General features: G+C 60.6%; 16 protein-coding genes and 2 tRNA genes. 4 read left to right on the forward strand and 14 right to left on the reverse strand.

Annotated elements, in window-relative coordinates:
• Positions 1 to 24: 24 nt before the first annotated feature.
• Positions 25 to 792, reverse strand: a complete 768-nt coding sequence (gene rlmB / locus AC1D1M_RS09130) for a 23S rRNA (guanosine(2251)-2'-O)-methyltransferase RlmB (protein ID WP_007973273.1) — start codon at positions 790 to 792, stop codon at positions 25 to 27.
• Complete coding sequence (rnr, locus tag AC1D1M_RS09135; protein WP_477775381.1) at positions 789 to 3,416, reverse strand: ribonuclease R; 2,628 nt, start codon at positions 3,414 to 3,416, stop codon at positions 789 to 791. Before rnr ends, rlmB begins: the two co-directional genes overlap by 4 nt.
• Positions 3,417 to 3,640: 224 nt before the next feature.
• Between rnr and AC1D1M_RS09140 the strand changes: the two genes are divergently transcribed.
• From AC1D1M_RS09140 to AC1D1M_RS09155, 4 genes are all read left to right on the forward strand, one after another.
• Positions 3,641 to 3,727 (forward strand) — tRNA-Leu (locus AC1D1M_RS09140).
• 167 nt (positions 3,728 to 3,894) lie between these two features.
• A tRNA-Leu gene (locus AC1D1M_RS09145) sits at positions 3,895 to 3,981 on the forward strand.
• A 275-nt stretch (positions 3,982 to 4,256) separates the two neighbouring features.
• The gene (locus AC1D1M_RS09150) at positions 4,257 to 5,267 is read left to right on the forward strand and encodes an iron ABC transporter substrate-binding protein (protein WP_477775382.1); all 1,011 of its coding nucleotides are present in this window, start codon (positions 4,257 to 4,259) and stop codon (positions 5,265 to 5,267) included.
• On the forward strand, positions 5,267 to 6,832 hold the full coding sequence (locus AC1D1M_RS09155) for an ABC transporter permease (RefSeq protein ID WP_477775383.1): 1,566 nt from the start codon (positions 5,267 to 5,269) through the stop codon (positions 6,830 to 6,832). Before AC1D1M_RS09150 ends, AC1D1M_RS09155 begins: the two co-directional genes overlap by 1 nt.
• Before the next feature lie 120 nt (positions 6,833 to 6,952).
• On the opposite strand, the gene AC1D1M_RS09160 is transcribed toward AC1D1M_RS09155, so the two are convergent.
• The 12 genes from AC1D1M_RS09160 to AC1D1M_RS09215 all read right to left on the reverse strand — a co-directional run bounded on the left by AC1D1M_RS09160 (position 6,953) and on the right by AC1D1M_RS09215 (position 21,958).
• Positions 6,953 to 8,887 (reverse strand): methyl-accepting chemotaxis protein, encoded by a 1,935-nt coding sequence (locus AC1D1M_RS09160; protein ID WP_477775384.1) that lies wholly within the window; start codon positions 8,885 to 8,887, stop codon positions 6,953 to 6,955.
• Between the two features lie 150 nt (positions 8,888 to 9,037).
• Positions 9,038 to 10,330: an adenylosuccinate synthase gene (locus AC1D1M_RS09165; protein WP_007984000.1), complete on the reverse strand. Its 1,293-nt coding sequence runs from the start codon at positions 10,328 to 10,330 to the stop codon at positions 9,038 to 9,040.
• A 54-nt stretch (positions 10,331 to 10,384) separates the two neighbouring features.
• A complete protein-coding gene (locus tag AC1D1M_RS09170) occupies positions 10,385 to 11,572 on the reverse strand; it encodes an ATP phosphoribosyltransferase regulatory subunit (RefSeq protein ID WP_477775385.1) in 1,188 nt (395 codons plus the stop codon).
• A 310-nt stretch (positions 11,573 to 11,882) separates the two neighbouring features.
• Positions 11,883 to 12,752: a protease modulator HflC gene (hflC, locus tag AC1D1M_RS09175; protein ID WP_007973264.1), complete on the reverse strand. Its 870-nt coding sequence runs from the start codon at positions 12,750 to 12,752 to the stop codon at positions 11,883 to 11,885.
• Positions 12,752 to 13,927 (reverse strand): FtsH protease activity modulator HflK, encoded by a 1,176-nt coding sequence (gene hflK / locus AC1D1M_RS09180; protein WP_477775386.1) that lies wholly within the window; start codon positions 13,925 to 13,927, stop codon positions 12,752 to 12,754. The genes hflC and hflK overlap by 1 nt, the downstream gene beginning before the upstream one ends.
• Before the next feature lie 96 nt (positions 13,928 to 14,023).
• The gene (gene hflX, locus AC1D1M_RS09185) at positions 14,024 to 15,325 is read right to left on the reverse strand and encodes a ribosome rescue GTPase HflX (RefSeq protein WP_057712241.1); all 1,302 of its coding nucleotides are present in this window, start codon (positions 15,323 to 15,325) and stop codon (positions 14,024 to 14,026) included.
• Between the two features lie 12 nt (positions 15,326 to 15,337).
• Positions 15,338 to 15,598, reverse strand: a complete 261-nt coding sequence (gene hfq / locus AC1D1M_RS09190; protein WP_007902656.1) for an RNA chaperone Hfq — start codon at positions 15,596 to 15,598, stop codon at positions 15,338 to 15,340.
• Positions 15,599 to 15,691: 93 nt separating this feature from the next.
• A complete protein-coding gene (gene miaA, locus AC1D1M_RS09195) occupies positions 15,692 to 16,663 on the reverse strand; it encodes a tRNA (adenosine(37)-N6)-dimethylallyltransferase MiaA (protein ID WP_477775387.1) in 972 nt (323 codons plus the stop codon).
• The gene (gene mutL / locus AC1D1M_RS09200) at positions 16,663 to 18,573 is read right to left on the reverse strand and encodes a DNA mismatch repair endonuclease MutL (protein ID WP_477775388.1); all 1,911 of its coding nucleotides are present in this window, start codon (positions 18,571 to 18,573) and stop codon (positions 16,663 to 16,665) included. Before mutL ends, miaA begins: the two co-directional genes overlap by 1 nt.
• Complete coding sequence (locus tag AC1D1M_RS09205; protein ID WP_411741614.1) at positions 18,570 to 20,000, reverse strand: N-acetylmuramoyl-L-alanine amidase; 1,431 nt, start codon at positions 19,998 to 20,000, stop codon at positions 18,570 to 18,572. The genes mutL and AC1D1M_RS09205 overlap by 4 nt, the downstream gene beginning before the upstream one ends.
• Positions 20,001 to 20,471: a tRNA (adenosine(37)-N6)-threonylcarbamoyltransferase complex ATPase subunit type 1 TsaE gene (gene tsaE, locus AC1D1M_RS09210; RefSeq protein ID WP_477775389.1), complete on the reverse strand. Its 471-nt coding sequence runs from the start codon at positions 20,469 to 20,471 to the stop codon at positions 20,001 to 20,003.
• Positions 20,459 to 21,958: an NAD(P)H-hydrate dehydratase gene (locus tag AC1D1M_RS09215; RefSeq protein WP_477775390.1), complete on the reverse strand. Its 1,500-nt coding sequence runs from the start codon at positions 21,956 to 21,958 to the stop codon at positions 20,459 to 20,461. The genes tsaE and AC1D1M_RS09215 overlap by 13 nt, the downstream gene beginning before the upstream one ends.
• Positions 21,959 to 21,999: the final 41 nt, after the last annotated feature.

The following is a 21,999-nucleotide window of genomic DNA, read 5'->3' on the forward strand; positions in this document are numbered from 1 at the left end:
GCTCCCACAGGGACTGCAACTGGATCAGGACTTCTTGGCAGCAGCCTTGGCCTTGACGCTACGCTGACGCTGTGCTTCGAACAGACAGACACCCGTCGCCACGGAAACGTTGAGACTGCTGACGCTACCGGCCATCGGCAGGTTCACCAGATAGTCGCAATGCTCGCGGGTCAGGCGACGCATGCCCTTGCCTTCGGCGCCCATGATCAGGATGGTCGGGCCAGTCAGGTCCTGGTCATACAGGCTGACCTCAGCCTCACCGGCCGTACCGACAACCCACAAGCCGCGCTGCTGGAGTTTTTCCAGGGTGCGCGCCAGGTTGGTCACGGCAACCAGTGGAATCACTTCCGCCGCACCGCAGGCGATTTTTCGCACAACCGGAGTCAGGGTCGCCGACTTGTCCTTCGGCACGATCACTGCCAGCGCACCCGCCGCATCGGCGGAACGCAGGCAAGCGCCGAGGTTGTGCGGATCAGTCACGCCGTCGAGCACCAGCAACAACGGCGCGCCGTCGGTGCGATCGAGCAGCTCGTCGAGCATCGCTTCGCCCCAGACCTGGCTCGGACTCACATCCGCGACCACACCCTGGTGCACGCCTTCGACCCAGGCATCCATTTCGCGGCGCTCGGCCTGGCCGACCTGGACCCGGTTTTCGTTGGCCAACTCGATCAGCGTCTGGACCCGAGGATCATTGCGACCTTCGGCCAGCCAGATCTGCTTGACGCGTTTCGGGTGGTGACGCAACAACGCTTCTACAGCGTGTACGCCGTAGATCTTTTCCAACTGACTCATGGCTTGGCCTTAGGTTTACGCGCCCCGCCACTCTTGGCTGGAGCCGAGCCCGCTTTTGGCGGACCTTTACGATGTTTGCTCGGTTTGGCTGGCTTGCCGCCGACGGCCTTGTCAGGCGTCGACCGACTGGTCTTTCCCCCAGACGCCGCTTTACCGCCGCTTTTCGCACCGGCCAGCAACGCCTGTTTCATTTCACGGCTTTTGCGCACTTCGGCGTTTTTCGCCGCCGCATCGCTCGGGCGATAGGCTTCTACAGCCTTTTCCTTGGCAGGACGACGACCGGTTTTCGCCGGGGCCGGTTCTGCTTCGACTTTAGCCGCGGGCGCTGCCGCTTCGGTGCCACGTTTTTTGCGGCCGATCGGCGCACTGATGGTTTTTTCAGCCATCTCGAAGTCGATCTTGCGTTCGTCGAGGTCGACGCGCATGACCCGCACTTCCACGGTGTCACCCAGGCGGAAACTGCGACCGGTACGCTCACCGGCCAGGCGGTGGTGCACAGGATCGAAGTGGTAGTAATCGCCCGGCAGCGCGGTGACGTGCACCAGGCCTTCGACGTAGATATCGGTCAGTTCGACGAACAGGCCAAAACCGGTCACTGCGGTGATCACGCCCGGGAACGATTCGCCCACGCGATCTTTCATGAACTCGCACTTGAGCCAGTTCACTACGTCGCGGGTCGCTTCGTCGGCACGGCGCTCGCTCATCGAGCACTGCTCGCCGAGTTGCTCCAGGGCCGCTTCGTCGTACGGATAGATGCGCGCTTTCGGAATGGTCATCGCACCGGCACGGCGAACGTGCGGGGTGTTCTGCTTCGAATGGATCACGCTGCGAATCGCCCGGTGCGTGAGCAAGTCCGGGTAGCGGCGGATCGGCGAAGTGAAGTGCGTGTACGCCTCGTAATTCAGGCCGAAGTGGCCCTGGTTATCGGCGCTGTACACCGCCTGGCTCAACGAACGCAGCATGACAGTCTGGATCAGGTGGAAATCCGGGCGATCCTTGATACCGGCCAGCAGTGCCTGGTAATCCTTCGGTGACGGACCGTCCTTGCCTTTGTGCAGGGACAGGCCGAGCTCGCCGAGGAACGCGCGCAGCTTTTCCAGACGCTCCGGTGGCGGACCATCGTGAACGCGATACAGCGCCGGGATTTCGTGCTTCTTCAGGAACTCGGCAGTGGCCACGTTGGCCGCCAGCATGCATTCCTCGATCAGCTTGTGCGCGTCGTTACGTATAGTCGGACGGATTTCGGCAATCTTGCGCTCGGAACCGAAGATGATCCGGGTTTCCTGGGTTTCGAAATCGATCGCGCCACGCACATGGCGAGCCGCCAGCAATACCTTGTACAGCGAGTACAGCTGCTTGAGGTGCGGCACCACGTCGGTGTATTCGCCGCGCAACTTGCGCGCTTCGGTGGCTTTCGGCGTTTCCAGCATCGCGCTGACCTTGTTGTAGGTCAGACGCGCATGGGAGTGGATCACCGCTTCGTAGAAGCAGTAGTCGGTCATTTCGCCGGTTTTGGAGATGGTCATCTCGCAAACCATGGCCAGACGATCGACTTGCGGGTTCAGCGAACACAGGCCGTTGGACAGCTGCTCAGGCAGCATCGGAATCACGCGCTCAGGGAAGTACACCGAGTTGCCGCGAACCTGAGCCTCGGCATCCAGCGCCGAACCGAGCTTCACGTAGCTGGATACGTCGGCAATCGCCACGTACAGCTTCCAGCCGCCCGAGAACAGGCGCAGCTTGCCCGGACGGGCTTCGCAGTAGACCGCATCGTCAAAGTCGCGGGCATCTTCGCCGTCGATGGTGACGAACGGCAGATGACGCAGGTCGATGCGCTTCTCTTTGTCTTTTTCTTCGACTTCCGGCTTGAGCTTGCCGGCTTCCTTGAGCACGGCGTCAGGCCAGACGTGAGGAATGTCATAGGTACGCAGGGCAACGTCGATCTCCATGCCCGGCGCCATGTAGTTGCCCACGACTTCAACCACGTCGCCTTGCGGCTGGAAGCGTGGTGTCGGCCAGTGAGTGATCTTCACTTCGACGAACTGACCGATCTGCGCGCTGGCGTTACGACCCGGCGTCACCAGCACTTCCTGCTGGATCTTCGGATTGTCGGCAACCACGAAACCGATGCCGCCCTCTTCGAAGTAGCGGCCAACGATGGTTTCGTGAGCGCGAGACACCACTTCAACGATCATGCCTTCGCGGCGACCACGACGATCCAGACCGGAAACACGGGCCAGAGCACGGTCACCGTCGAACACCAGACGCATCTGCGCCGGGCTCATGAACAGGTCGTCACTGCCATCGTCCGGCACCAGGAAGCCGAAGCCATCGCGGTGACCGCTGATGCGGCCCAGGATCAGGTCGAGCTTGTCCACCGGCGCATAAGTGCCGCGACGGGTATAAATGAGTTGAGCATCGCGCTCCATGGCGCGCAGGCGGCGGCGCAGGGCTTCGATCTGGTCTTCTGTGGTCAGACCAAACTCTTCGACCAGTTGCTCGCGGTTAGCAGGCGAACCTCGATCAGCAAGGTGCTGAAGGATCAGTTCACGGCTAGGAATAGGGTTTTCATATTTTTCCGCTTCACGAGCGGCCTCGGGATCGAGGGACTGCCAATCGGCCATTAGAGAGTTTTCACCTTGTCTATATACGGGTTAGTTTGGCATAGGCGTAATGAAACGGGAAATTTCAGGCTAAGACGACCCATCTAAAGCCCTGTATCGACACCGCAAAGCTGTTTTGAAGACCGCTGGCGAAATTTTCCAGGTTTTTTTGATTCCGGGGGTTTACAGTTAAAAAGACGCTCCGTATAGTGCGCGCCATCGACGACGGAGACGTTGCCGATACTGCCCAGATGGTGAAATTGGTAGACACGCCAGCTTCAGGTGCTGGTGACCGCAAGGTCGTGGAAGTTCGAGTCTTCTTCTGGGCACCAATTTCGAGCTTGAGATTAGTTCAATTTCAAGACTCACACAAAAACCCGCGAAAGCGGGTTTTTGCATTTTTGACCACTGGTTTATTATTTTTAGAATCAGGGGTTTACAGATCAAAATGCTCTCCGTATAGTGCGCCACATCAACAGCGGCAACGCTGAAGATGAATGCCCAGATGGTGAAATTGGTAGACACGCCAGCTTCAGGTGCTGGTGACCTTACGGTCGTGGAAGTTCGAGTCTTCTTCTGGGCACCAATTCAAATTCAAGGTTACGACCTTGGATTTCACAGAAACCCGCGAAAGCGGGTTTTTGCGTTTCTGACTTCTGAAAAACAACACCCCCCCTCTGTAGGAGCGAGCTTGCTCGCGATGAACGCTCAAGCGACGCATTTTTTCAGCCAGCACGCGTCATCGTTCAACTCCATCGCGAGCAAGCTCGCTCCTACAGGGATCAGCAAGGCGCATTTGAGAAACAATATCGTTTATCATTGTTGCAAGTTTTTGCAATGCGACAGTGAGGAACCCTGCGAATGATGTTTCGAAATACCCTGCGCCGCGGCTTGACCATCACCCTGCTCGGCCTGGCACTCGCCACTCCCCTCACCCAAGCGGCCGATCCGGTTGCCCTGACCCTCTACAACGGTCAACACAAAGAAGTCGGCGACGCGGTCGCCAAAGCCTTCGAAGCCAAGACCGGCATCCACGTCAATGTGCGTAAAGGCAGCAGCAACCAGCTCGCCAGCCAGATCGTCGAAGAAGGCGATCGCTCCCCCGCCGACGTGATCTACACCGAAGAGTCGCCGCCACTGAACAAACTTGGCGAACAAGGCCTGCTGGCCAAGGCGGATGACGCAACGTTGGCCGTTCTGCCCAAGGAATACGTCGCCAGCAATGGCACCTGGGTTGGCGTGACCGCCCGGGTACGCGTTGTGGCCTACAACCCCAAACTGATCGACGAAAAAGACCTGCCGAAGTCGGTGATGGAATTCTCCAATCCAAAATGGCAAGGCAAGGTCGGCTTCGTACCCACCAGCGGTGCCTTCCAGGAACAAGCCGTCGCCATCATCAAAGTGCACGGCATGGACGCTGCCGAAGAATGGCTGACCGGACTGCGCGCATTCGGCAAGACCTACAGCAACAACATGGTCGCGCTCAAAGCCGTGGAAAACGGCGAAGTCGCGACGGTATTAGTGAACAACTACTACTGGTTCGCCCTGCAGCGTGAAAAAGGCCAGCTCGATTCGAAGCTGCATTACTTCACCGGCGGCGACGTCGGCGGGCTCATCACCGTTTCCAGCGCCGCGGTACTGAAATCCAGCAAACACCCCAAAGAAGCACAGCAATTGCTTGCCTACATGGCCAGCGAGGAAGGCCAGCGCGTGATCACCCAGACCACCGCCGAATACCCTCTGCACAAAGGCATGGCATCGGATCGCGGCCTCAAGCCGTTCAGTGAATTGGAGGCGCCGAACGTCACACCAGCCGACCTCGGTAATGCCGAAGAAGCCCTGGACCTGGAACGTGACGTTGGCTTGAACTGATGAGCGCATCGTTATCTGCCACCAGCCTGCGCAGCAACAACGCGCCCCGCCGCAAGCGTCCGCCGCCAGGGTTGGTGTTGCCGGTATTGCTGCTGATCGTACTCAGCCTCCTGCCGCTGGCCTATGTCGGACTCAAAGCCTGGCAAGCAGGCTGGGCCGAAGCCTTGCACCTGCTGTGGCGGCCCTACGTATTCGGCCTGCTGCGCAATACCCTTGCATTGATGCTGGGTGTCACCCTCGCGTGCGGCGCGATTGGCCTGTCACTGGCGTGGCTGCTCGAACGCAGTAACCTTCCGGGACGACGGCTTTGGGGTGTGATCCTGTGCCTGCCGTTTGCCGTACCGGCCTTTGTCAGCAGCTTCACCTGGGTTTCGCTGAGCGCCCACTTTGAAGGACTCGGCGGGGCGATCCTGGTGATGACGCTCTCTAAATACCCGCTGATTTTCCTGCCGGTGGCGGCGACCCTGCGCAATCTCGACCCTTCACTGGAAGAGTCAGCGCGCACGCTGGGACAGAACCGCTGGGGCGTATTCTTCAGGGTCACCCTGCCTCTGCTCTGGCCGTCACTGCTCGCCGGTTCTTTGCTGATTGCCCTGCACATGCTGGTGGAATTCGGCGCGCTGTCGATCCTCGGCCTGCAAACTTTCACCACCGCAATCTATCAACAGTTCGAGCTGGAATTCAGCAATGCCAACGCCGCCATGCTGTCAGCGGTACTGTTGGCGCTGTGCCTGATACTGCTGTGGCTGGAGCTGCGCGCACGCGGTAAAGGTCGACATGTGCGCACCGGTCAAGGCGCGGCGCGCCATGCGGAACAGGTTCAACTGGGCCCCTGGGCCGTGGCGGGACAGCTTTATTGCCTGCTGTTGGCAATCATTGGCAGCGGGATTCCGCTGGGCATGCTGGCCTACTGGCTGGCGGTGGGATCATCGGCAGCCTTTCCCGTGGCGGCAATCGGCGAAGCATTGCTGTCCTCCCTCGCACTGTCGCTGGGTGGCGCTGCGTTTTGCCTGGTGCTGGCGGTACCGGTCGGCCTGCTGGTCGTACGCTACAAAGGTCAATTGGCGATCTGGGCCGAGCGCTTGCCATATCTGCTGCATGCTCTGCCGGGACTGGTCATTGCCCTGACCCTGGTGTATTTCGCCCTGCACTTCGTGCCGATGCTTTACCAGACTTCGGCATTGCTGCTGATCGCCTACGCCCTGTTGTTTCTGCCGCTGGCCCAGGCGCCGATCCGTACAGCGCTGAACAAGGCGGCACCGCAACTTGAGGAGGCGGCACGCACATTGGGAGCCTCGTCATTCAGTGCGTTCTGTCGAGTGACACTGCCGATTATTTTCCCGGCGCTGGGGGCGGCTTTTGCTCTGGTGTTCCTGGATGCGATGAAGGAACTGACGGCGACCTTGCTGTTGAGTCCAACCGGGCTCAATACACTGGCAACGGAAGTCTGGGCGCATACCGCGAATGTGGAATTTGCGGCAGCGGCGCCTTATGCGGCGTTGTTGATACTGGTATCGGGGTTGCCGGTCTATTTGCTGACGACCCGGATGTATCTGAGTCGTTAAGACCGCCATCGCGAGCAAGCTCGCTCCCACATTTGATCTGAGGCGCCCACAATTTTTGTGTCCGCCAACCATCACTGTGGGAGCGAGCTTGCTCGCGATGAGGCCATCCCTGACAAAACACTAAGCCCTGAACTGCCCCAGGCTCGCCTTCAATTGCGCCGCCAGACCATCGAGCACCTTGCCGCTCGCCGTGGTCTCCACAACCGCTTGCGCCGCCTTCTCGGCCTGGGCATGAATGGTCTGGACCCGCCCCCGCACTGCCTGCGCGCCCTGCGCCTGATGCGCCGCAGCCTGGGTCGCCAGACCGATCGCTGCATGGACCTGCTCGACCGATGCCTGCACCGATTGCTGCAACCGTGCACTGTCACGCAGCACCAATAAACCCTCACTCGCCTGGCGTCCGGCCTGACCAATCGCCGCCACCGCCTCACGCGCACCTTGCTGCAACGCAACGATGTGCGCCTGAATATCGCCGGTGGAGCTCTGCGTCTTGCTCGCCAGTGCCCGCACCTCATCGGCCACCACCGCAAACCCGCGCCCGGTCTCGCCGGCACGCGCCGCTTCGATGGCCGCGTTCAGCGCCAGCAGGTTGGTTTGCTCGGCGATGCCGTGAATCACCGTCAGCACGACCTCAATCTGCTCACTTTGCTGTGCCAGGCGCTCAATCACTTGCGCGCCGGTATTGACCTGACCCGCCAGCTCCTCGATCAGACTGCCGACTTTCGCCGAGGTGCGGGTGTTCTCATCGGTAGCCTGGCGAATGTCCACGACCTGCTTCAGCGCTGCCTGCATGGCATGGCTTTCCGACTGCGCCTCATCAGCCATTTGCGACAAGGCACGCAAACTCTCCGCCACCTCGTCGCGCTGCATGCCAGCCGCCGCATCCGCACCGGCGTTGCGCAAGGTCATGGCGCCAATTTCCACACCGGTACGCTGAGCCACATCGCCCGCCTCGCGCACGATCGGTTGCAATTTATCCACAAAGCGATTGACCGCCGAGGCCATGTCGCCGATTTCGTCCTTGCTGTTGATCTGCACACGCTTGGTCAGATCGCCCTCGCCCGCCGCCAGATCATCCATGGCAACGATCAGCATTTTCAGACGATTGACCACTCGGCGACCGAGCACCACCGCCAACAACAGCAGGACACCGAAACCCACCACCGCCAGACACACGCCAATGCGCCAGCGTAATGTCGCAGCAGCTTCCTGCACGCTGCTGGTGGTGTTGGCCTTCATTTCAGCCGCGGTGGACTGCGCCGACTGCAGGCGCGAGCGCATGGCCGTTGCGCTGTCAGCGGCCGCACCCTTGAGGCTGTCGCCCACCAGTTGATCGCTGCTGGCAATCAACGCCGAGAAGCGCTTGTCGAGGGCCGCGAGATCAGTCTCCACGGAAGCCGTCGAGACGCCCATCAGGACCTTGCCGATTTCCACGCCATTGGGGTTGATCGATGCCTCGGTGTAGAAGACCGAAGGATCGTTTTTCGCCGCATCCAGCACCTTGTCGAGCGCACGCTCGCCCTGGCCTTTTTCCAGCAATGCCTTGTTGATCGGGTTTTCCCGGTTGAGGTAGCGCGTCAGGTGCTGGCCGGTGGCATCGTCATACACCACGAACAGCACATTGGGATTGCGTTGGGCCCGGCGGGCGAACTCGGACAGTGTCGGAACGTCGTTGTCCCACATGGCGCGGGGCGCGACGGAAGCCAGAAGCTGCGCCATGTCGCTGGCGGAGTCCTTCAGATCCTTTTCCAGGGTCGAACGCAATTGCGCCTGCTCCTCCTTGAGTCGCGAGGACAAACCGGCCGTGAGGCGCTGACGTGTACTGGTAGAGAGCTTGTCCAGACTGGAGGTGACTTCGCGCCCTGCCTGCTCGAGCTCAGCAGAGAGCTTTTGACTGTCCGCGCCCAGGCGCAGGCCCAGATCGGCTTCCAGCGCGGTCACCGTGCTCCGGGTCAGAGCAACAGCTACCAGCACCTGCACCAAAAGGGCGATACCAAGGGTAACGAACACGGGCCGCAACAAACGGCTTTGTAACAACGAGAGAACGGCCGACATCTGAAATCCCTCTGCTTTGGCGCCATTAATTTGATAGCACGCCGGAAGCAATGCTTTTTTTAATGTTCACAGCAAAGGTCATGCCGTCCAACAGGCATAAACGACAAAGGCCCCAATTAAGGGGCCTTTGTGTTTTACATCAACGACTTATCAAGCAAACGGATGACGCAGAACGATGGTTTCGTTGCGGTCCGGGCCCGTCGAAATAATGTCGATCGGCGCGCCGACCAGCTCTTCGACACGCTTGATGTAGTTACGCGCAGCCTGCGGCAGCTCTTCCAGGGTCTTGGCACCCAGGGTCGACTCGCTCCAGCCCGGCATTTCTTCGTACACCGGCTCCAGGCCGATGTAGCTGTCGGCATCGGTCGGTGCGTCGATCACTGCACCGTCGGCGTTTTTGTAGCCAACGCAGATGTTGATGGTTTCCAGGCCGTCCAGAACGTCCAGCTTGGTCAGGCACAGACCCGAGATGCTGTTGACGTCGATAGCGCGACGCAGGATGACGGCATCGAACCAGCCGCAACGACGGGCACGGCCGGTGGTGGCGCCGAACTCGTGGCCACGCTTGGCCAGGAATGCACCCACGTCGTCGAACAGCTCAGTCGGGAACGGACCCGAGCCAACACGGGTGGTGTAGGCCTTGGTGATGCCGAGGATGTAATCCAGGAACATCGGGCCAACACCCGAACCGGTAGCGATACCGCCAGCGGTGGTGTTGGAGCTGGTGACGTACGGGTAGGTGCCGTGGTCGATGTCCAGCAGGGAGCCCTGGGCGCCTTCGAACATGATGTCTTTGCCGGCGCGACGCAGGTTGTGCAGCTCGGCAGTGACGTCCAGCATCATCGGCTTGAGCAGCTCGGCATATTCCATGCACTCGTCCAGAGTCTTCTGGAAGTCGATGGCTGGCTCTTTGTAGTAATTGACCAGTACGAAGTTGTGGTAATCCAGCAACTCGCCCAGCTTGGCGGCGAAACGCTCGCGATGGAACAGGTCGCCGATGCGCAGGCCGCGACGTGCAACCTTGTCTTCGTACGCCGGGCCGATGCCGCGACCGGTGGTGCCGATCTTCAGCTCGCCACGGGCCTTTTCACGGGCCTGGTCCAGCGCTACGTGGTAGGACAGGATCAGCGGGCAGGAAGGGCTGATACGCAGGCGCTCGCGCACCGGTACGCCTTTCTCTTCCAGCTTGACGATTTCCCGCATCAGGGCGTCAGGTGCAACCACCACGCCGTTGCCGATCAGGCACTGCACGCCTTCGCGCAGCACGCCCGACGGAATCAGGTGCAAGACGGTCTTCTCACCGTCGATCACCAGGGTGTGGCCAGCGTTGTGGCCACCTTGGTAACGCACTACGGCGGCAGCATGTTCGGTCAGCAGATCAACGATCTTGCCTTTGCCCTCATCACCCCATTGGGTGCCCAGGACTACGACATTCTTACCCATAACACTTGTCCTCATTCGCGCAAACTTGGTGCCGGCGGCAGCCGGCGGGAAAACTCAAGAAGCCAGTGGCGATACTTGCCAAAGCCCGTTCTGCTGAATCAATTGCCGGTCGCAGTCCGCTTCACGGGCGGCGGCCAAAGGTTGTCCAGGCAAGGCCTGAACGACACGCTGACCCTCACTGCGCAACTGGCAAACCTGCTGCCAGAGTGCCGCATCCGTACTGTCAGGCATCCAGATACCGCCAGACGGTAGCTCGATCTCAGCACGCCCCAGGGTCACCAGGGTTTTCAAATCGGTGGAAAAGCCGGTAGCCGGACGGGCGCGACCGAAGTCGGCGCCGATGTCGTCGTAACGACCGCCCTGGGCAATCGACTGGCCAACGCCCGGTACGAACACGGCGAACACCACACCGGTGTGGTAGTGGTAGCCACGCAACTCGCCCAGGTCGAAATACAGCGGCAGCTCAGGGAAACGCACGGACAGCCGCTCGGCAATCGCCAGCAAATCGTCCAGCGCTGCCAGAACAGGGGCCGGCGCCTTGGCCAGACGCTCGCGGGCCGCAGCCAGCACTTCACGACCGCCACACAGGTCGACCAACGCACGCAGCATGCCCGACAGATCGGCAGGCAAGCCCTCGGTCAAGGTAATGACCTCATCGATGGCTTTACGTTGCAATGCATCGAACAACTGCTGCTCGACTTCACCGGACAAACCGGCTGCGCGGGCCAGGCCGCGATAGATGCCGACATGGCCAAGGTCCATGTGCACATCCGGCACATCGGCCAGTTGCAGCATGGCCAGCATCAGGCTGATGACTTCGACATCGCTGCTCGGGCTGGCATCGCCGTACAACTCGGCGCCCAACTGGATCGGGCTGCGCGAAGTCGACAGGGCGCGTGGCTGGGCATGCAGCACACTGCCGGCATAGCACAGGCGGTTCGGACCTTCGCGGCGCAGGGTGTGCGCATCGATGCGTGCCACTTGCGGCGTGATGTCGGCACGGAAACCCATCTGCCGGCCCGATTGCGGGTCGATGACCTTGAAGGTGCGCAGATCCAGGTCCTGGCCCGCGCCGGTCAGCAGGGATTCCAGGTACTCGATATGGGGAGTCACGACAAACTCGTAACCCCAGCTCTGGAACAGATCCAACACCTGACGACGCGCGACTTCAATACGCGCCGCTTCCGGTGGCAGTACTTCTTCGATGCCATCTGGCAGAAGCCAGCGGTCTACCGTTGCCATTACGCCTTCCCCTATATCCGGGCGACCAGCCTGTCGGCGAGCCTTGAGTGAAGCAGAAAATGATCGGCTTATGCGCAATCCACGCGCATGAGCGACGGAGCGAAAAGCCTTTCTACCGGCTTCGCCAACCACTTTCCTCGAAAAACTGTCGAGCCAATCGGCCCGGCATCTGCTTAAAAACAGCAATCAAACATGCAGACGCAAAAAAGCCGGGAATTTCCCGGCTGCCGCATCATACACACGTTTTCCCAAAGGATCACCCCGCCAGAGGTTTTAGCCGCCCGGCGGGAGGATTCAGGTCAACGTCGTATCAAGGCTTGGCTTTTTCCAGGTAGTGGAAGAAGTCACTGCTTGGGTCGAGGACCATGACGTCGGATTTGTTCGCGAAGCTTTCACGGTAGGCACGCAGGCTACGGTAGAACGCGTAGAACTCCTGATCCTGACCGTACGCCTTGGAGTAGATCGCAGCGGCCTGGGCATCACCGTCACCGCGAACCTCTTCGGATTCACGATAGGCTTCAGCCAGCAGCACGCGGCGTTGACGATCGGCGTCGGCACGGATGCCTTCGGCCAGCTCGTTACCCTTGGCGCGGTGCTCGCGAGCTTCACGCTCACGCTCGGTGCTCATACGCTCGAACACACTGCGGTTCACTTCTTTCGGCAGGTCGATGGTCTTGACCCGAACATCGACAACTTCGATGCCCAGTTCTTTTTCAGCCATCTTGTTCAGCGAAGCCGTGATGTCCGCCATCAGCGCATCACGCTCACCCGACACCACTTCGTGCAGGGTGCGCTTACCGAACTGGTCACGCAGGCCCGATTCCAGACGACGGGACAGACGCTCGTCGGCAATCTGCTTGAGGCCGGAAGTCGCGGTGTAGTAACGCTCTGCGTCCTTCACGCGCCACTTGGCGTAGGCATCGACCATCACGGCCTTCTTTTCCAGCGTCAGGAAGCGTTGTGTCGGTGCATCCAGCGTCATCAGGCGTGCGTCGAATTTACGCACCTGGTTAACGTAAGGCACTTTCACATGCAGGCCAGGCTGAACATCGGTCTGGACCACGCGACCGAACTGCAGCAACACCGCACGCTCGGTCTGAGCCACGATGTAGAAGCAGTTCCAGGCAGCGATCGCCACGACGACGCCGACAATAAGGGCGATCAGCGATTTATTGCTCATCAGCGACTCTCCCTGGTACGAGCTTGCTGTTGCTGCAGATCTGCTGCCGCACGCGTATTCGCTTCATTGCTGGTGGCTGCCGCACTGCTCATCGGAGTGCTGGTGCTGCGACCACTTTCGACCATCTTGTCCAGCGGCAGGTACAACAGGTTGCTCTGGCCATTCTTGTTGCCGGTCACGAGAACCTTGCTGGTATTGCTGAAGACTTCCTGCATGGTGTCCAGGTACAGACGCTGGCGGGTGACTTCAGGTGCCTTGCGGTACTCGGCGACCAGCTTGGTGAAGCGATCGGCCTCACCCTTGGCGCGCGAGACGGTTTCGTCACGGTAGCCATTGGCATCTTCGAGAATGCGCTGGGCCTGACCACGGGCTTCCGGCACGACGCCGTTGGCATAGGTTTCAGCCTGGTTACGCGAACGCTGCTCGTCTTCACGGGCACGGATCACATCATCGAAGGCTTCCTGGACTTCACGCGGTGCCGCTGCGCTCTGTACGTTGACCTGGGTGACGGTGATACCGGTGCGATAGGTATCCATGAAGCGTTGCAGGCGCTCCTTGATTTCGCTGGCCATCAGTTCACGACCTTCGGTCAGGACCTGGTCCATCGCGGTGGAACCCACCACATGGCGCAAGGCGCTGTCGGTCGCGTGCTGCAGGCTGATTTCCGGCTGATCGACGCTCAGCACGAAGTCCTGCAGGTTGCTGATCTTGTACTGCACGGTCAGCGGCACTTCGACGATGTTCTCGTCTTCAGTCAGCATCTGGCCCTGCTTGGTGTAGGCACGCTCACGCGTGACGTTTTCCATGTACTTCCTGTCGATCGGCGGGAAATAGATGTTCAGGCCCGGACCCACGGTTTCGTAGTACTTGCCGAAGCGCAGCACCACGGCCTGCTCCTGCTCGTCGACGACATAGACCGCGCTGTACAGCCAAACGGCGGCCAACACGACCAGACCGATGCCGAGCAGGCCGCCAAAGCCGCCACTCTTGCCCGGACCACCGCCGTCGTCGCCACCACGTTTCTTACCACCACCGAACAAACCGTTCAGGCTTTCCTGCAGCTTTCGGAAGGCCTCGTCGAGATCCGGTGGTCCCTTGCGGTCGCCGTTGTTACGACGCTTGCCACCCCAAGGATCCTGATTATTCGAGTTGCCACCCGGCTCATTCCAAGCCATAGCGCTCTCCATCTGATAAAGCAAAGACGCACCCACGGCGCGCCGACCAATGCTACAGAATGCCTGTCACCACGGCACAACCGCTTTCTCAGGCTTTTATTGCAAAGTGTGTTGCTCGATGAATTCCATCGGTTGCAAACCTTCGCGGCTCACCAGCCTATTCAATTCGGCTCGTGGCAAACGAACGGCCAGTAAACTGATGCCTTCGTCATCGTGTTCTTCTTTCTGTACCGCACCGAGTTCGAAAAACTGCGCACGCAGTCGAGCAAATCGGTTCGGCAAGCGCAAGGTGCCAACAAACAACTCATCGCCAAGCAGCTCGGCCACGGCCTGCTTGAGCAAATCCAGACCCGTACCATCTTTCGCCGAAAGCCAGACCCGCTGCGGTTTGCCATCGGCATCGCGCTGGATCTGCGGCTCCACGCCCTCGAGCAAATCGAGTTTGTTATAGACCTCCAGGATCGGCAAGTCTTGGGCACCGATCTCTCCGAGCACCACCATGACCTGTTCAATCTGGGCCATACGCTCGGGTTCATGGGAGTCGATCACGTGCAGCAACAGGTCGGAGTTACTCGACTCTTCGAGCGTAGCCCGAAATGCCTCGACCAGCTTGTGCGGCAAGTGGCGAATGAAGCCCACGGTGTCAGCCAGCACGATCGGACCGAGGTCATCGAGTTCGAGTCGACGCAAGGTCGGGTCGAGGGTGGCGAACAATTGGTCAGCCGCGAAGACGTCGGAGTCGGTTACCGAGTTGAACAGCGTCGATTTGCCGGCGTTGGTATAACCCACCAGCGAAACCGTCGGAATGTCAGCGCGCTTGCGGCCACGACGCGATTGCTCGCGCTGGCTGCGGACCTTTTCCAGGCGCCCCTTGATCTGCCGCAGGCGCACCCGCAACAGGCGCCGGTCGGTTTCCAGCTGGGTTTCACCCGGACCGCGCAGGCCGATACCGCCTTTCTGCCGTTCAAGGTGAGTCCAGCCACGAACCAGCCGCGTACTCATGTGCTCAAGCTGGGCCAGTTCAACCTGGAGCTTGCCTTCATGGGTGCGGGCGCGTTGAGCGAAGATATCGAGAATCAAACCCGTGCGGTCGATCACGCGACACTCGAAAATACGTTCGAGGTTACGTTCCTGACTGGGCGTGAGGATGTGATTGAAAATCACCAGATCGACCTGTTCGGCCTGGACCAGATCGCGCAACTCTTCGACCTTGCCGCTGCTGATCAGGGTTTTGGCGGTTGGCCGATGACGCGGCACGTTGAAAAACGCGACGGTCTCGGCGCCAGCCGAAATAGCCAACTCCTGAAACTCCTGCGGATCTTCGCGCGCCTCAGGGTCCTGTCCATCCAAGTGAACGAGAATGGCTCGCTCACCACCACCGTGGCGCTCAAAGAACAAAGGAGACTCCTATCAGGCGTTACCTGGCTCAGCGTCACCAGCTTCGGATTCGGTTGCGCTAGGCAGACGAATTGGACGAACCGGCACCACTGTAGAGATCGCGTGTTTGTAGACCATCTGGCTGACGGTGTTTTTCAGCAGGATAACGAACTGGTCGAACGACTCGATCGTGCCTTGCAGTTTGATACCGTTGACCAGGTAGATGGACACCCCAACTTTCTCTTTACGTAAAGTATTCAAGTAAGGGTCTTGTAGCGAATGCCCTTTTGACATGTGCCGCACTCCTTTAAGGATTCAATATAAAAAATAGGTAAACAGATGGCTTGAGCCGCCACACCCCCAAGGATAGACGGCAATTGCAAGGACTCAGCTCAATATGGAGATGGTCCCAAGGTATTTCAAGGCGCGCGGCAGATTGTCGCAATCCAGACTGTCCAGCCAATGCAGATCAGTCCAACTGCGCAGCCAGGTGAACTGGCGCTTCGCCAATTGGCGCGTGGCAATGATTCCACGCTCCTGCATCTCGGCTGACGTCAGCTTGCCATCCAGGTAGTCCCAGACTTGGCGGTAGCCTACTGCACGTATAGACGGCAACCCGACATGCAGGTCACTTCTCTTACGCAGGGCTACGACCTCATCAATGAATCCCTGTTCCAACATTAAAGTGAATCTTTGTTTAATTCGCTCGTGCAGTACCTGGCGATTTGCCGGGGCAATGGCCAAGTTCGCGACAGTATAGGGCAATTGTTGCAGTCCCGAAGCGGCTGCTTCGGTACTTTGCACAGATTGTCGCAATCGCAGGGCGGTCATGCTTTGACCGCTGACACGATAAACCTCCAGTGCTCGACTCAATCGCTGGGGATCGTTCGGATGTATTCGAGCCGCAGACTCCGGATCAATCACCGCCAATTGTTCGTGCAAGGCTTGCCAACCAAGGCGTGCAGCCTCTTCTTCGATTTGCGCACGGACGTCGGGGTCGGCGGCCGGCATATCCGCCAGACCTTCAACCAAAGCCTTGTAATAGAGCATGGTGCCGCCCACCAGCAGCGGAATTTTTCCGCGTGAGGTGATATCGGCCATGGCTTCCAGGGCGTCACGGCGGAAATCCGCAGCCGAATAGCTCTCGGCCGGGTCGAGAATATCGATCAGACGATGCGGATATTGCGCCAGCAGCTCCTTGGAAGGCTTGGCGGTGCCTATGTCCATGCCACGGTAGACCAGCGCCGAATCGACGCTGATCAACTCGCAAGGCAGGACTTTGCTGAGTTCGATGGCCAGGTCGGTCTTGCCGGCGGCGGTCGGACCCATCAGGAAAATCGCAGGAGGGAACTGGCTCATCAACGACCGCGCAAGAACAATTTGTCCAGATCGTCCAGGCCCAGCTGGGTCCAGGTCGGTCGGCCATGGTTGCATTGACCGCTGCGCTCGGTGTTTTCCATGTCGCGCAGCAGACCGTTCATTTCCGGCAGGGCCAAACGCCGGTTAGCACGAACCGCGCCATGGCAGGCCATGGTCCCAAGCAATTCGTTCAGGTGCGCCTGGATGCGATCGCTGGTGCCGAACTCCATCAGGTCCGCCAGGACGTCGGCGACCAGCCGGTTGGCTTCGGCCTGCTTGAGCAGCGCCGGAATCTGCCGGATCGCCAGGGTTTCCGGGCCCAGGCGTTGCAGCTCAAAGCCCAGGCGCTGGAACCAGGCGACATGTTCCTCGGCGCAATCGGCTTCACGCTGACTGACGGCCAGGGACTCCGGCACCAGCAACGGCTGGCCGCTCAGGCCCTCACTGGCCATCGCCACCTTCAGACGCTCATACATGATCCGCTCGTGAGCGGCGTGCATGTCCACCAGCACCAGGCCCTGAGCGTTTTCCGAAAGAATGTAGATGCCCTTGAGTTGTGCCAGCGCATAACCGAGCGGCGGAATGTCGTCCTGCCCGGCCGGCAGCGCGACGGCATTGGCCTCGGGCAGCGGCGCAAAAAACTCGCGATAGGCGGCCTGTGCTTCGGCGACAGGCACACCGGACTGCGGACGCGGCGTGTATTGATACTGATAACCCGCACCAGCTCCCGAGCCCGCCGGCGTATTGAACGACGGCTGAGCCTGAGGCTGTTCCAGCAACGCATTGGCAGCCAGGCGCATTTCACCCTGGGGCCCGAACTCACCGGCCTCGAGGCCGGTAGGCCGGACGATGGCCGTGGCAACTGGCGCCGCCAGATGATCGTCGGGGCGCACATCGCCCAAGGCGCGGTGCAAGGTGCCGTAGAGGAAATCGTGAACCATGCGCCCTTCACGGAATCGCACTTCGTGCTTGGTCGGGTGCACGTTGACATCGACGCCCGTCGGATCGACTTCGAAAAACAGCACAAAGGTCGGGTGCCGACCGTTGAACAGCACGTCGCGATAAGCCTGGCGTACTGCGTGAGCCACCAGTTTGTCGCGCACCGCACGGCCATTGACGAAGAAATACTGCAAGTCCGCCTGACTGCGGTTGAAGGTCGGCAAGCCGACCCAGCCCCATAGATGCAGGCCGTTGCGTTCGATCTCGATCGGCAGTGCCTGCTCGAGGAAGCCTGGCCCGCAGATCGCCGCCACGCGCCGGGCACGGGCCGCATCATCATGGGCCTCGTGCAGGCTGAGGATGGTCTTGCCGTTGTGGCGCAGATGGAACGCCACGTCGAAGCGCGCCAGGGCCAGACGCCTGATCACTTCTTGCAGGTGATCGAATTCGGTTTTTTCGCTCTTGAGAAACTTGCGCCGCGCCGGCGTGTTGAAGAACAGGTCGCGCACTTCCACCGACGTGCCAACCGGGTGGGCCGCAGGCTGCACGCGAGGCGCCATGTCACGGCCTTCGGTCTCGACCTGCCAGGCCTGATCGGCGTCGCGGGTGCGCGAAGTCAGGGTCAGACGCGCGACGGAGCTGATCGAAGCCAGGGCCTCACCGCGAAATCCCAGGCTCATGACCTGTTCGAGGTCTTCCAGGTTGCGGATCTTGCTGGTGGCGTGACGGGCCAGTGCCAGCGGCAGGTCATCGGCGGAAATGCCGCTGCCATCGTCACGCACCCGCAGCAACTTGACGCCGCCCTGCTCCACATCGACATCTATACGCCTGGCGCCGGAGTCGAGGCTGTTTTCCAGCAATTCCTTGATCACCGAAGCCGGGCGTTCAACCACCTCTCCCGCCGCAATCTGGTTCGCCAGTCGCGGACTGAGCAGCTCGATACGAGCGCTGTTGTTCACAACCTGATTCATTCTTTGGCCGCCAATTCAGTGCCCGGAATAGTCAGATGCTGACCGATCTTGAGCTCATCGCTCGACAGGTTGTTGGCGCTGCGCAGGGTGGCGGGCGACACCTGATAGCGCACGGCGATCATCGCCAGGGTCTCGCCCGGGTTGACGCGGTGGTCACGCGGACCTTGCACAATCTTGCCGGAGTCGCGCAGCCAGGCAATGTAAGTGCCCGGCGGCGGGTTCTGCTGGAAGAACTGGCGCACGCCGCTGCTGATCGAACGCGCCAGCGCCTGCTGGTGGCTCGACGCGGCAAGCTTCGAGGCTTCGTCAGCGTTGGAGATAAACCCGGTTTCCACCAGGATCGACGGAATATCCGGCGATTTCAGCACCATGAACCCGGCCTGCTCGACCCGCTGCTTGTGCAGGGGCGTAACCCGGCCAATGTTGCTCAACACCTTCTGGCCAACGTTCAGGCTAGACGTCAGGGATGCGGTCATCGACAGATCAAGCAGCACGCCGGCGAGCATGCGGTCCTTGTCATCGAGGCTGACGTTGCCGGCACCACCGATCAGGTCGGAACGGTTTTCGCTGTCGGCCAGCCAACGGGCCGTCTCCGAAGTGGCACCGCGATCAGACAGGGCAAATACCGAAGCACCGAAAGCGGCGGCAGAAGGCGCGGCGTCGGCGTGGATCGAGACGAACAGGTCGGCGCCTTTCTTGCGGGCGATTTCGGTACGGCCGCGCAACGGAATGAAGTAGTCGCCGGTACGGGTCAGTTCGGCACGGAAGCCTTTCATGCCGTTGACCTGGCGTTGCAGCTCGCGGGCGATGGCCAGCACCACGTCTTTTTCACGCTGCCCGCGAGAACCCGATGCACCCGGGTCTTCGCCACCGTGTCCGGCGTCGATCACCACAATGATGTCGCGCTTGCCGGCCGGGGCTGGTGGCAGCTTGATTGCAGGTTCCGCGGGCGTGACCGGAACCGCCGGCACCGTGGCAACAGAAGGTGTCGGCGCTGGAGGCGGCGCGGCATCCGCGGCGTTATCGAACAGATCGACCACCAACCGGTTGCCGTACTGGGCGTTCGGCGCCAGGGAGAAGCTTTTCGGCGTCACAGCCTTTTTCAAGTCGATGACCACCCGCAGGTCGGTCGGCGTGCGCTGGGCCGAGCGCATGGCGGTAATCGGGGTGTTCGAAGTGTTGACGTTGAGCGGCGCACCGAGGGTCGCGCCATTGATGTCGATGACCAGGCGATCCGGAGCCGTCAGGGTAAAGACGCTGTGTTGCACCGGGCCGGTCAGGTCAAACACCAGTCGTGTGTTGTCCGGTGCCCGCCAAAGACGAACACTGTTGACCTTCGAATCGGCCACAGCGTCGACGGTTACCGCCAAAAACAACACCCCTACGGCAGCCACCAACGCGCGAAAGCGCATACCTAACCCCATCATCTATTTGGATTCCAATGCCAAAGCGGCACACCAGGCCTCGCCACGCGAGCCCTGGGATAAAATTTTCAGCGAACGCCCGCTGTCTTGCGGGCTAATGGTAATGGTCAGGTCAGGCTTTGGCAAAAAGCCTGCACCTTTATCGGGCCATTCGATCAGACACAGGGCATCGTCTTCGAAGTAGTCGCGGATACCGAGGAACTCTAGCTCTTCCGGATCGACCAGACGGTACAAATCGAAATGGAAGGCGCGAATGTCGCCGATCTCGTAAGGCTCAACCAAGGTGAAGGTCGGGCTTTTGACTGCTCCAACATGCCCAAAGCCGCGGATGATGCCTCGGGACAACGTGGTTTTGCCCATCCCCAGGTTGCCCTCAAGGAAGATCAGGCCATGGCCTTGGGTGATTTGGGCAATGCGTGCGCCAAAGTCGCTCATGGCCTGCTCATCGGCCAGGTACAGGGTTACTTCAGACACGGTGCTTGCTCCTCCAACAACTGACGAATGACTGGGATCAGATCACTGGCCGCCAGTCCACGGCCCGATTTTCCTTGTTGCGCCCCGGCATTGGCGTGCAGCCAGACCGCCAGGCAGGCCGCGTCGAATGGCTGCATGCCCTGGGCCAGCAATGCGCCGAGCAAACCGGCCAGCACGTCGCCCAGACCGGCAGTGGCCATGGCCGGGTGCCCCTGATGACACAGCGCCAGACGTCCGTCGGGATGGGCGATCAGGCTGCCGGCACCTTTGAGGACGACGACCGCTGTATATTTTTTACTCAAGGCATGGGCTGCTGCCGGTCGATCAGCTTGAACCTGGGCCGTACTCATTCCGAGTAAACGCGCAGCTTCGCCCGGATGCGGCGTGAGCACGCAATTCTTGGGCAAACTCACACGATCCTCAGCCAACATATTCAGTGCATCGGCGTCCCAGACTTGCGGCAGCGGCGCGTTGGCGGCGGCCGACAACAAGCTGTGCCCCCAGCCAGCCTGGCCCAGCCCCGGACCGACAACCAACACAGAAACTTTTTGAAGCAAACCCATCAACTGATTGGCCGACGAAGTGCCCAGCACCATCGCCTCGGGGATCCGCGCCAGCGCGGCGGATACGTGTTCGCTGCGGGTCGCCACCGACACCATGCCCGCCCCGCTGCGCAGCGCACTTTGCGCGCTCAGCAGGATCGCGCCACCGAAACCGCGATCACCGCCGATCAGCAGCACATGGCCGAAGCGGCCTTTATGGGAGGTCGGGTGCCGGGGCGCTGGACGCGGCAGGTTTGCGGCAGTCAAACGACGAGCGGTGAAAGCTGCGCCGCCAATCAACTGCGGATCGGCGTGCAAGTCATTGAATACCAATTCGCCGACCCCATCCGCCGCCTCACCGGTGAACAACCCCAGCTTCAACCCGATGAACGTCACCGTCAGGTCGGCACACACTGCGCAGCCAAGCACACGGCCGGTATCGGCGCACAGCCCAGAAGGGATATCCACCGCCGCAACTGGCAATCCGCTGGCGTTGATCGCGGCGATGGCACTGGCATACGGCTCACGCACGTCGCCGCTCAAGCCGGTGCCGAGCAAAGCATCCAGCACAATACCGCGCAATCCGGATTGTGCGGTCCAGGGCTCGATGACCACTTTTTCAGACACCGCCTCGGCATGGGCCAACGCCGCATCGCCCTGCAAGCGTTGAGGGTCCCCCACCGCCAGTACCCGCACTGCCCAACCGGCACGCTTGGCCAGCGCCGCCACCAGATACCCGTCCCCGGCATTGTTGCCATGTCCGGCCAGCACGCTCAGTTCGTTCGCTGTCGGCCACTGCCGCACCAGCGCGCGCCACGTCGCCCGCGCCGCCCGCTGCATCAATTCGAAGCCCGCTGTGCCGGCGGAAATCAGGCTCGCGTCGAGTGCTCGCACCTGGGCGGCGCTATACAGCGCGTCGGGTAATTCATCTTTAGTGTGCGGCATGCGTCTTCGGGCTCCGATGTCTGGCAGAATTATACGCACCT

The organism is Pseudomonas sp. P1_F7, assembly GCF_056405655.1.

What these genes read in the sequence shown, in the direction of transcription:
- rlmB (WP_007973273.1), bottom strand. Translation starts at nt 792, where the DNA reads ATGAGTCAGTTGGAAAAGATCTACGGCGTACACGCTGTAGAAGCGTTG.
- rnr (WP_477775381.1), bottom strand. Translation starts at nt 3,416, where the DNA reads ATGGCCGATTGGCAGTCCCTCGATCCCGAGGCCGCTCGTGAAGCGGAA.
- AC1D1M_RS09150 (WP_477775382.1), top strand. Translation starts at nt 4,257, where the DNA reads ATGATGTTTCGAAATACCCTGCGCCGCGGCTTGACCATCACCCTGCTC.
- AC1D1M_RS09155 (WP_477775383.1), top strand. Translation starts at nt 5,267, where the DNA reads ATGAGCGCATCGTTATCTGCCACCAGCCTGCGCAGCAACAACGCGCCC.
- AC1D1M_RS09160 (WP_477775384.1), bottom strand. Translation starts at nt 8,887, where the DNA reads ATGTCGGCCGTTCTCTCGTTGTTACAAAGCCGTTTGTTGCGGCCCGTG.
- AC1D1M_RS09165 (WP_007984000.1), bottom strand. Translation starts at nt 10,330, where the DNA reads ATGGGTAAGAATGTCGTAGTCCTGGGCACCCAATGGGGTGATGAGGGC.
- AC1D1M_RS09170 (WP_477775385.1), bottom strand. Translation starts at nt 11,572, where the DNA reads ATGGCAACGGTAGACCGCTGGCTTCTGCCAGATGGCATCGAAGAAGTA.
- hflC (WP_007973264.1), bottom strand. Translation starts at nt 12,752, where the DNA reads ATGAGCAATAAATCGCTGATCGCCCTTATTGTCGGCGTCGTCGTGGCG.
- hflK (WP_477775386.1), bottom strand. Translation starts at nt 13,927, where the DNA reads ATGGCTTGGAATGAGCCGGGTGGCAACTCGAATAATCAGGATCCTTGG.
- hfq (WP_007902656.1), bottom strand. Translation starts at nt 15,598, where the DNA reads ATGTCAAAAGGGCATTCGCTACAAGACCCTTACTTGAATACTTTACGT.
- miaA (WP_477775387.1), bottom strand. Translation starts at nt 16,663, where the DNA reads ATGAGCCAGTTCCCTCCTGCGATTTTCCTGATGGGTCCGACCGCCGCC.
- mutL (WP_477775388.1), bottom strand. Translation starts at nt 18,573, where the DNA reads ATGAATCAGGTTGTGAACAACAGCGCTCGTATCGAGCTGCTCAGTCCG.
- AC1D1M_RS09205 (WP_411741614.1), bottom strand. Translation starts at nt 20,000, where the DNA reads ATGATGGGGTTAGGTATGCGCTTTCGCGCGTTGGTGGCTGCCGTAGGG.
- AC1D1M_RS09215 (WP_477775390.1), bottom strand. Translation starts at nt 21,958, where the DNA reads ATGCCGCACACTAAAGATGAATTACCCGACGCGCTGTATAGCGCCGCC.